An 8,931-nucleotide genomic window follows, 5' to 3' on the forward strand; every position below is an offset into this window, starting at 1 on the left:
AAGCTGCTGTTTCTTTACGTGTATGTTCCTCTTTAACATATTCAAGGACCCGTTTTCTAAAATCAATTCCGTATGCCATAAAAACAGTATATCATATACAGTTTATAATCTAAAAGAGTATACCATACTGCCTATAACTAGATAAGCAACTGGGAAAACGAGGTTTATGATTCTTAGGCTATAACGAAGCTCTGGCTAAGAGAGTTAGGAACTCTATCAGTTATTTTATGGAAAAACGCTTAGGCTTAAACGTGAATATGGAAAGCATCTAAATCGTCCGTCCTAGCAAAATGAAGTATCTAGGTTGGAGCTTCTAGAAATCTCTGAAGGGTGGTTGGCAGAGTTGCTCTCGCTAAAACAGTGGGAGGAAGTTTGTCAGAAAGCTTAAGTAACTGACTTCCAGGAAATGAAGAATTAGTTTGAGTGAATGAATCATATCACTCAAGTCTGCCATTAGAGATTGAGGCAATTACTTTTCAATTACGGCTATAAAATTGGTGATGACAACAGTAGACGAGCGATTGCGAACGTGGACATGGAAACAGTGGAAAATAAATCTGGGGGTGTTGAAATTAGGAATATCTAGATGGATAGTAGATCAGCTGCCCACCTGAGATAATTGCTACCAGCTAGTGGCTCAAAAGTTAGCACTAAAGAGAGCAAAATCAAAACCAGTCCTTGTTAAACGAGGACTGGTTAGCTGCTTAGACTTCTACTTAAAAAGACGTGCGTTAAAAGTTAACTGAGCCGCTATTTGCCAAACGCTAGGTGCGGTGGTGTGAGAGGGACTAAAAATGAACCTCTCCTCGATTAAGATTGAAAAGTAAAAGAGACGGGATTGCATTTCCGCCTCTTTCTTTGGTTCATATTTCCATAAAATGTTTTTTGAATTGCTTATTGATCTTTCCAGTGAAGGGCTAGTCGTCGGGAAAGACTAGAAATCATGAAGTTGATGAGGAAGTAGGTGAGTGCGACGAGAGCGTAGAGGGCAAAAACTTGTTGGGGATGGAAATAACGCCCCATTAAGATTTGACTTTTCCCGAATAACTCTTGTAAGGCAATGACAGAGTATAGAAATGAAGTATCTTTTATGACTGTGACAAATTGGGAAATGATGGCCGGTAACATTTTCCGAATCGCCTGTGGAAAGATAATAAGGGTGAAAATTTGATAGTTGGTAAATCCTTGAGATAGACCTGCTTCAGTTTGCCCATGATCAATGGAATTTAGACCTCCTCGGATAATTTCAGCTAAGGCTGCTGAGGTAAAAATTGTAAAGGAGATAATTCCTGCAGGGAGTGATTTAACTTGAAAGACTAAAAAGATGATAAAAATCCATAAGAGGTTGGGGACATTTCTAACAAACTCAATATAGATACTTGCAATGAGTTGGAGAAGTCGATTTTTACCATTACGCATGAGTGCCAATAAAGTTCCAAAAATAGTAGATAGGAAAATGGCAGTCAATGAAATGAGAAGTGTAAGACCGAGTCCTTGTAGAAGGAAACTCAGATTGTAGGGATTAAAAAGATCTGACATGGATATTCCTTTCTAAATTAAAGACTGTAGGTCCGTTTATTAGCCTCTTCCTTTCGTCTTGCCCAGCTAGCAAGTGGGAAGCAAAGAAGGAAGTAGAGGAAGGCTGCAAAGCTAAAGGCGGGAACATAATTTGTACTCTCAAAGGCCCAAGACTTAGCGACGAACATAATATCAGCTCCAGAAATAATAGCAACCGTAGCTGTATTTTTGATCAGATTCACCACTTGATTGGTGAGGGGAGGGAGAATCGTTCGAATAGCTTGTGGGATAATGATGAGCCGCATGGTCTGAGCGTAACTAAATCCTTGAGAAAGAGCGGCTTCTGTCTGTCCTTTAGGGACAGCTTGGATTCCCGAACGGAATACTTCTGAGATATAAGCCCCGTGGTAAAGACCAACACAGAGGATCCCTGTCCAAAAAGCTGAAATCATGAGACTGCCTTGTGATAAAATGGCTAGGCCATAATAAACAAAGACAAAGTGAATGAGTAGGGGAGTGTTTTGGAAAAATTCTACATAGATTCGAGAGCAAGTTTGAGCAAAGCGAGAATGACTAGAAGCCATTGCTGCAAAAAGAATGCCTAATAGCATAGACAATAGAAGAGAGCCGATGGATAAGCCAAGGGTATAGAGGAATCCTTGAAAAAATCCATCTAATTCTTGAAAGAGAGCCCCCCATCTAGAAAGAGAAAAAGGGCTTGAAGTAGAGATTAAAAACATGGGACCTCCTTAATGATCAGTTGCTTTACCAGATTTTAGGTGATGGCTTTTTTGAATTTTCTGAAGGGTGCCATCTTGGGACCATTTTTCAATGAGGGTATCAATGTAGCTGATTAGTTCTGTATTTGATTTTTTACTAGCAATACCGTATTCTTGCGTATAAAATCCTTCTTCTAAAATCTGTGTTTGTGAGCTGAGATAGCCCGATAAAATAGACTTATCGACGGAAAAAGCATCAATTCGCTGAGCATAGAGGGAGATGGCTAGTTCGGGGAAAGAACCAAGTTCGACATATTGAAAGGATAGCCCGTTCTCTTCGCCGTACTTCTTTAAGTTTGCTTTGGTAGTGGCTCCTTGGGAAACCCCAATTGTTTTGCCATTAAGGTCTTTGGAGTTTTTAATTCCAGATTTTTTAGTGACGAGAAAACCGATCTGATCATAGTAATAGGGTTTGGAGATAGCATAGGATTCTTGCCGTTGTGGTGTCGTCGTATAGGTAGCGATGATTAAGTCGACCTGGCCATTATCCATTAGTGGCTCGCGAGTATGAGCTGTTACTGGCGTGTATTCGATGGAAACGTCTAAAGCTTTGGCAATTTCTTTGGCGATATCAATTTCCATTCCATGGTACTCTTGATCTTTAGGATCCAAGTAGCCGAAGTTTGGAACATCTTGCTTCACTCCAACGCGTAGAACCCCTGCCTGTTGAATTTTTTGAACTTGTTCAGGGACTTGTTCAGCCGCTTGAACAGGAAGGGAGAGAAGAAAGAAGCTTAGGCATAGGCCGAGTGTATAGGCAATGTATTTTTTGAAGTGCATGTGCATCCTCCTAGTCTTCTTTTACTTTATCACTGGTGTGGTTGATAATCTTGCTGAGGAATTGTTGAGCTCTTGGTTCTTGAGGATTGTCGAAGAATCCATGGACATCTGTTGTATCGACTAAGATTTCACCATCAGCCATAAAGATAATGCGATCTGCAACTTCTCGGGCGAAGCCCATCTCATGGGTCACGACGACCATGTTGGTTCCGCTACGGGCTAATTTTTGCATAACGGTGAGGACATCACCGATCGTTTCAGGGTCTAAGGCAGAAGTCGGCTCATCAAAGAGAAGGAGTTCCGGTTTCATGGCGAGGCCTCGAGCGATGGCAACGCGTTGTTTTTGACCTCCGGATAACATACCTGGATAGGAATCTTTTCGATCCCACATGTTTACATAGGTTAAATATTTTTCAGCTAGCGTCAAGGCTTCTTGAGGGTCCATTCCTAGGACCTTGATCGGTGCTAGAGTAACATTTTCGAGAACGGTTTTATGAGGGTAGAGATTGAAATGTTGGAAGACCATTCCGACTTCTTTGCGAAGTTCGACCAAGTCCTTTGTTGAAGCGTGTACGAGTTCGTGACCATTGACTTTTAAGCTACCTGTTTCGATGGCTTCAAGAGCATTGATGGTCCGAATCAAGGTCGATTTTCCAGAACCAGAAGGTCCAAGTAGTACCACAACCTGACCTTTATCAATTTCAAGATTGATATTTTTCAGAGCGTGGTAATCTCCGTAGTACTTTTGAACATTTTTAAATTCGATAAGAGACATTGTTTTCCTCCTTTTTGTTTTGTAAGAAAATCTAACATATAACAAACAAAACTTATCTTGTAGTCTATCAAAAAAAGCAAAATTATGCAAGATGCTCGAAATATAACTAGAAATACTTGTGAGAAAACGTGACATACAATCTGTCGGTTATATTTCTTGCATTTGTCTTTGCGGTATGAGAGAATGACAATTGTAAAATAATGTTTAAGAAAGGATTTTTATGAAAAATCGGAAAAAATCTAAGGGTTTTCCCTTTGAAACGCGTCAGCGTTTTTCCATTCGAAAGTTTAATGTAGGGGTCGTATCTGTAGCTATTGCTGCTTTTATGATCATGGGAACAGATGTATCTGCCAGTGAGTTAGAGGCTGCGACAGCTAGTGCTGTACAGGTAGGAGAGCAAAAGGAGCCTGCCGAGGAGGAACCTCAGGCGGTTGATACGAAAGTTGCGGAAACTACTACAACGACTCCGACTGCTGAAACTCCAGAACAGCTAGTTGCTACAGAAGAGAAGCCGGTAGAAGCCGAAAAAGATGCTGCTGTTAAAGAAGAAACAGCTTCTACAGAAGAGATGAAAAAAGAAACTTCAACAGAAGCTAAATCTGAAACAAAACCAACTGCTACAGATTCTTCGAACACGACTAGCTCATCTAAGGTTGAAGCTCGCAAAGTAGAGATTCCTTATACTGTTACTTATGTGAACCAAGCAACGCAACAAGTTATTGCTTCGGAAGAAAAGGTAGCGGAAGTCGTAACGTCAGATAGCAAGGCTGTAACGACTATTCAGGTGAATCCTAAAGAATTGCCTGCCGGTTACCAATTGGCTAAGGGAGAAGAGTTAAAATTAACCCAGCAAATCGCTGAGTTGCAACAAAACCAATTGCTCTTTGCGCTTGTGCCAACAACGACTTCAACTGATAGCAGCTCTCGTCGCCGTCGTGTATTACGGAGTACACCGACAGATGCAGAATTGTATACTCCAACAGGACGTCCTAGAGAGGTCTTTTTACATCACGATATGGGCTATCAGGTAGATCGTTCTGTCACTACAGATCACTTGCCAAAGGCAACAAGAGATGCAACAAAATACGCCTTTAAACAAAAACCAGATTCAAGTATGCCGGGACTCAAGGAGGTTACGGTAATTATAACCTATCCCGATAATTCTGTGGATGAGGTTAAAACAACTATTACAGTCATCTTGGTTGATCCAGAGAAGACACTAGTAGCTGATCCTGCTAATCTAACAGAAATTGAGAAGCGGGAAGTAATTGAGGCAATAAAAAGTAAGCCTCAAAATCAGAATATTCATCCAGAATCTCAGTTTTCAGTCTCCAATGATGGAACCGTGACGGTTACGAATAAAGATGGCAGTACCTATGTGATGGATAAGTCAAAAACCGTAACGAGCAATCCTACCCTTCGTGATGGTTATAATATTACGTTGACAGACCAAGGACCTCTATCAGGTCGTCCAAGCACAGATCCAGGATTCCTAGAGATGGAAAGCGGTGCATGGGTATATCGTTATGATATTGACAATCTAAGCTCAATCAGTTTTTCTGAAATTCGTCGTCGCCTTGTTGCTACTCCGAAGAATGGTCAAGGAAGAACCATCCAAGGGACAGATTTTGACACTTTTGCCAAGAATGCCAATGGACGTTTCCTTGATCCAGCTACGAACAAGGTTACCGAAGTACTTCAAGTTAGACGAAGTCCAGCTAATTCAAATTTTGTAGAAGGTGGTCAACTTTCTCCTGTAGGATCAAGTACTAATCAAGGGAAAACTGTTCAGAAATTTAAATATGCAGATTCGGGTAGTAGAACTGAACTAGATTCAAATCCAGCGTTGTTATATGTTGATGGGATTCGTTATACGTCAGTTTATCATAAGACACCAATTGCAAATAATGACAACTGGGATTTTCGAAATGATACTCCAGAAGCTCGTGAAATTCTTCCAGTTTACATTGTTGGTGTCGATGTGACCAAACCAGTTGTTGATGCAGCAGCTACGAAGGCAGCTATCAAATTACCTACGGCAACAACCATCATTCCTGTTGCGAACTATGAGACTGAAGTTGGAAGTAAGTTAACGCCACAAAATGTGACTGCTACGGATAACCTTCATACAACAGCTCAACTAAAACAAAAGAGTGCTACTGGTCTAGGTTATGAGCAACGTGACCGGACTCAATTCCGTCTGAAAGATAGTACAGGGAAACTTTTAACCCAAGAAGAAGCGATTGCGGCTGTTAAAGCAAATGCTGATAAACAACAGACATTTGAAATCTTGACCTATGTCATTGATGACTCAAATAACCAAAGTGATTCAGTATCTTTAGGATCTGTAACGCTTGCAACATGGGCAAAGATTAAGGAACCTGTAGCCAAAGAGCAAGAAGCACGGATGTCGCAAAAGGGCGCTGATGTTTCAGCGGAAGCGGCGATTTCAAATCGTGGAGAAATGCCTGAAGGTACAACCTATGCATGGGAATCTCCTCTTGAAATCCCTCAAGATAGTACAGCAGATATTACTAAGAATGTTGTTGTAACTTACAATGATGGAAGTAAGGATATTGTACCTGTTACCATCAAGGTAAAAGATGATGTCGCTCCAACAGTAGAAGACTTGTCAGATTCTACTGTTGCGAAAGGCGCAGCTTTTAATCAGAGTTTATCAGTTGGTGACAATGTCGCTGTTACTACTGTCGCTGTTACAGGTCTTCCGGCTGGTGTAACTTATAATGGTGATACTGCTAATCCACAAATTAGTGGAACTCCTACCGCAGAAAAAGGTGATTATCCTGTAACTGTAACGGTACGAGATGCAGCTGGAAATGAAACGACTAAAACATTTACAATTCACGTAACAGATAAAGATTTGTTACAAGAACAAGTAGATGATAAATCTTCTGATTCGCAGGATCCGAATTATACTGAGGCAACTCCAGATAAGAAAGAAGCTTACGATAAAGCTTTGGCGGATGCAGAAGCAGTTCTTAAGAAGCCAGATGCATCTCAAGATGAGATTGATGCAGCCCAAAAAGCTCTCGAGGATGCTAAATCAGCTTTAGATGGTCAATCAAATGTTAATAATGCGAAAGACACTGCGAAACAAGACATTGATAAAGCAGCGGAAGCTAAGAAGTCAGAAATCGATGCACGTCAAGACTTAACTGATGAAGAGAAAACAGCAGCTAAGGCTCAAGTTGATACAGAAGCAGGAACAGCTAAAGCTGCAGTAGATGCAGCGACAACGAATGATGCAGTTGAATCCGCTAAGAATAAAGGTGTTGAGACTGTTAAAGCTATTAACCCAGATGCAGAAGCTAAGAATGCAGCCGAAAAAGCTATCAATGATGCAGCGAAAGCGAAGATTGAAGAGATTAAAGCTAAGGAAGGCTTGACTGAGGAAGAAAAAGAAGCAGCAATCGCTCAAGTTGCCGAAGCTTCTAAGAAAGCTGTTGATGAGATTGTAAAGGCTACAACAAACGATGCAGTAGAGAAAGCTAAGAATGACGGGCTTAATAACATCGATGCTATTAACCCAGATGCAGTTGCTAAGCCTGAAGCTAAGAAAGCGATCGATGAAGCAGCGAAAGCTAAGAAAGCCGAAATCGATGCACGTAAAGACTTAACTGATGAAGAGAAAACAGCAGCTAAGGCTCAAGTTGATGCAGAAGCAACGAAAGCTAAAGACGCAGTAGATGCAGCGACAACAAATGCAGGAGTTGAAGAAGCTAAGACTGCAGGTGAAACAGCAATTAAGGCAGTTCCAGAAACTCCAGTTGCTAAGCCAGAAGCTAAGAAAGCCATCGATGAAGCAGCGAAAGCTAAGAAAGAAGCGATTGATGCGAACGATAACTTGACTGCTGAAGAAAAAGCAGCAGCTAAAGAACAAGTTGATGCAGAAGCAGAGAAAGCTAAAGACGCAGTAGATGCAGCGACAACAAATGCAGGAGTTGAAGAAGCTAAGACTGCAGGTGAAACAGCGATTAAGGCAGTTCCAGAAACTCCAGTTGCTAAGCCAGAAGCTAAGAAAGCCATCGATGAAGCAGCGAAAGCTAAGAAAGAAGCGATTGATGCGAACGATAACTTGACTGCTGAAGAAAAAGCAGCAGCTAAAGAACAAGTTGATGCAGAAGCAGAGAAAGCTAAAGACGCAGTAGATGCAGCGACAACAAATGCAGGAGTTGAAGAAGCTAAGACTGCAGGTGAAACAGCAATTAAGGCAGTTCCAGAAACTGCAGTTGCGAAGCCTAAAGCTAAGGACGCGATCGATGAAGCAGCGAAAGCTAAGAAAGAAGCGATTGATGCGAACGATAGCTTGACTGATGAAGAAAAAGCGGCAGCTAAGGAAAAAGTTGATGCAGAAGCAACCAAAGCTAAAGATGCAGTAGATGCAGCGACAACAAATGCAGGAGTTGAAGAAGCTAAGACTGCAGGTGAAACAGCGATTAAGGCAGTTCCAGAAACTGCAGTTGCGAAGCCTAAAGCTAAGGACGCGATCGATGAAGCAGCGAAAGCTAAGAAAGAAGCGATTGATGCGAACGATAGCTTGACTGATGAAGAAAAAGTGGCAGCTAAAGAACAAGTTGATGCAGAAGTAGCGAAAGCTAAAGATGCAGTAGATGCAGCGACGACAAATGCAGGAGTTGAGGAAGCTAAGACTGCAGGTGAAACAGCAATTAAGGCAGTTCCAGAAACTCCAGTTGCTAAGCCAGAAGCTAAGAAAGCCATCGACGAAGCAGCGAAAGCTAAGAAAGAAGCGATTGATGCGAACGATAGCTTGACTGATGAAGAAAAAGCGGCAGCTAAAGAACAAGTTGATGCAGAAGCAGCGAAAGCTAAAGACGCAGTAGATGCAGCGACAACAAATGCAGGAGTTGAGGAAGCTAAGACTGCAGGTGAAACAGCGATTAAGGCAGTTCCAGAAACTCCAGTTGCTAAGCCAGAAGCTAAGAAAGCGATCGATGAAGCAGCGAAAGCTAAGAAAGAAGCGATTGATGCGAACGATAGCTTGACTGATGAAGAAAAAGCAGCAGCTAAAGAACAAGTTGATGCAGAAGCAGCGAAAGC

At 41.7% G+C, this 8,931-nt stretch carries 5 protein-coding genes; 1 reads left to right on the forward strand and 4 read right to left on the reverse strand.

The genetic code is table 11. The features are described from left to right. Nucleotides 1–894: 894 nt before the first annotated feature. Genes ACXM1Q_RS07995 through ACXM1Q_RS08010 form a run of 4 tightly spaced genes read right to left on the reverse strand, consistent with a single transcriptional unit; the run spans nucleotide 895 to nucleotide 3,852 of the window. Entirely contained in the window at nucleotides 895–1,539 is a 645-nt protein-coding gene (locus ACXM1Q_RS07995; protein WP_458517611.1) for an amino acid ABC transporter permease, read from the reverse strand. A 17-nt stretch (nucleotides 1,540–1,556) separates the two neighbouring features. Beyond that, a complete protein-coding gene (locus ACXM1Q_RS08000) occupies nucleotides 1,557–2,258 on the reverse strand; it encodes an amino acid ABC transporter permease (protein WP_458517612.1) in 702 nt (233 codons plus the stop codon). A gap of 9 nt (nucleotides 2,259–2,267) precedes the next feature. Next, a complete protein-coding gene (locus ACXM1Q_RS08005) occupies nucleotides 2,268–3,077 on the reverse strand; it encodes a transporter substrate-binding domain-containing protein (RefSeq protein WP_458517613.1) in 810 nt (269 codons plus the stop codon). Nucleotides 3,078–3,087: 10 nt separating this feature from the next. After that, nucleotides 3,088–3,852 carry an amino acid ABC transporter ATP-binding protein gene (locus tag ACXM1Q_RS08010; protein ID WP_458517614.1) on the reverse strand — a complete coding sequence of 255 codons (765 nt, stop codon included), beginning with the start codon at nucleotides 3,850–3,852 and terminating at the stop codon, nucleotides 3,088–3,090. Nucleotides 3,853–4,072: 220 nt separating this feature from the next. On the opposite strand from ACXM1Q_RS08010, the gene ACXM1Q_RS08015 reads away from it, so the two are divergent. Beyond that, nucleotides 4,073–8,931 (forward strand): DUF1542 domain-containing protein (locus ACXM1Q_RS08015; protein WP_458517615.1); only part of this gene is annotated, 4,859 nt, incomplete at its 3' end.

Source organism: Streptococcus sp. 10F2 (assembly GCF_054331515.2).

Excerpts from the sequence above, each read along its gene's own strand:
- ACXM1Q_RS07995 (WP_458517611.1), bottom strand. The coding sequence starts at position 1,539 with ATGTCAGATCTTTTTAATCCCTACAATCTGAGTTTCCTTCTACAAGGA.
- ACXM1Q_RS08000 (WP_458517612.1), bottom strand. The coding sequence starts at position 2,258 with ATGTTTTTAATCTCTACTTCAAGCCCTTTTTCTCTTTCTAGATGGGGG.
- ACXM1Q_RS08005 (WP_458517613.1), bottom strand. The coding sequence starts at position 3,077 with ATGCACTTCAAAAAATACATTGCCTATACACTCGGCCTATGCCTAAGC.
- ACXM1Q_RS08010 (WP_458517614.1), bottom strand. The coding sequence starts at position 3,852 with ATGTCTCTTATCGAATTTAAAAATGTTCAAAAGTACTACGGAGATTAC.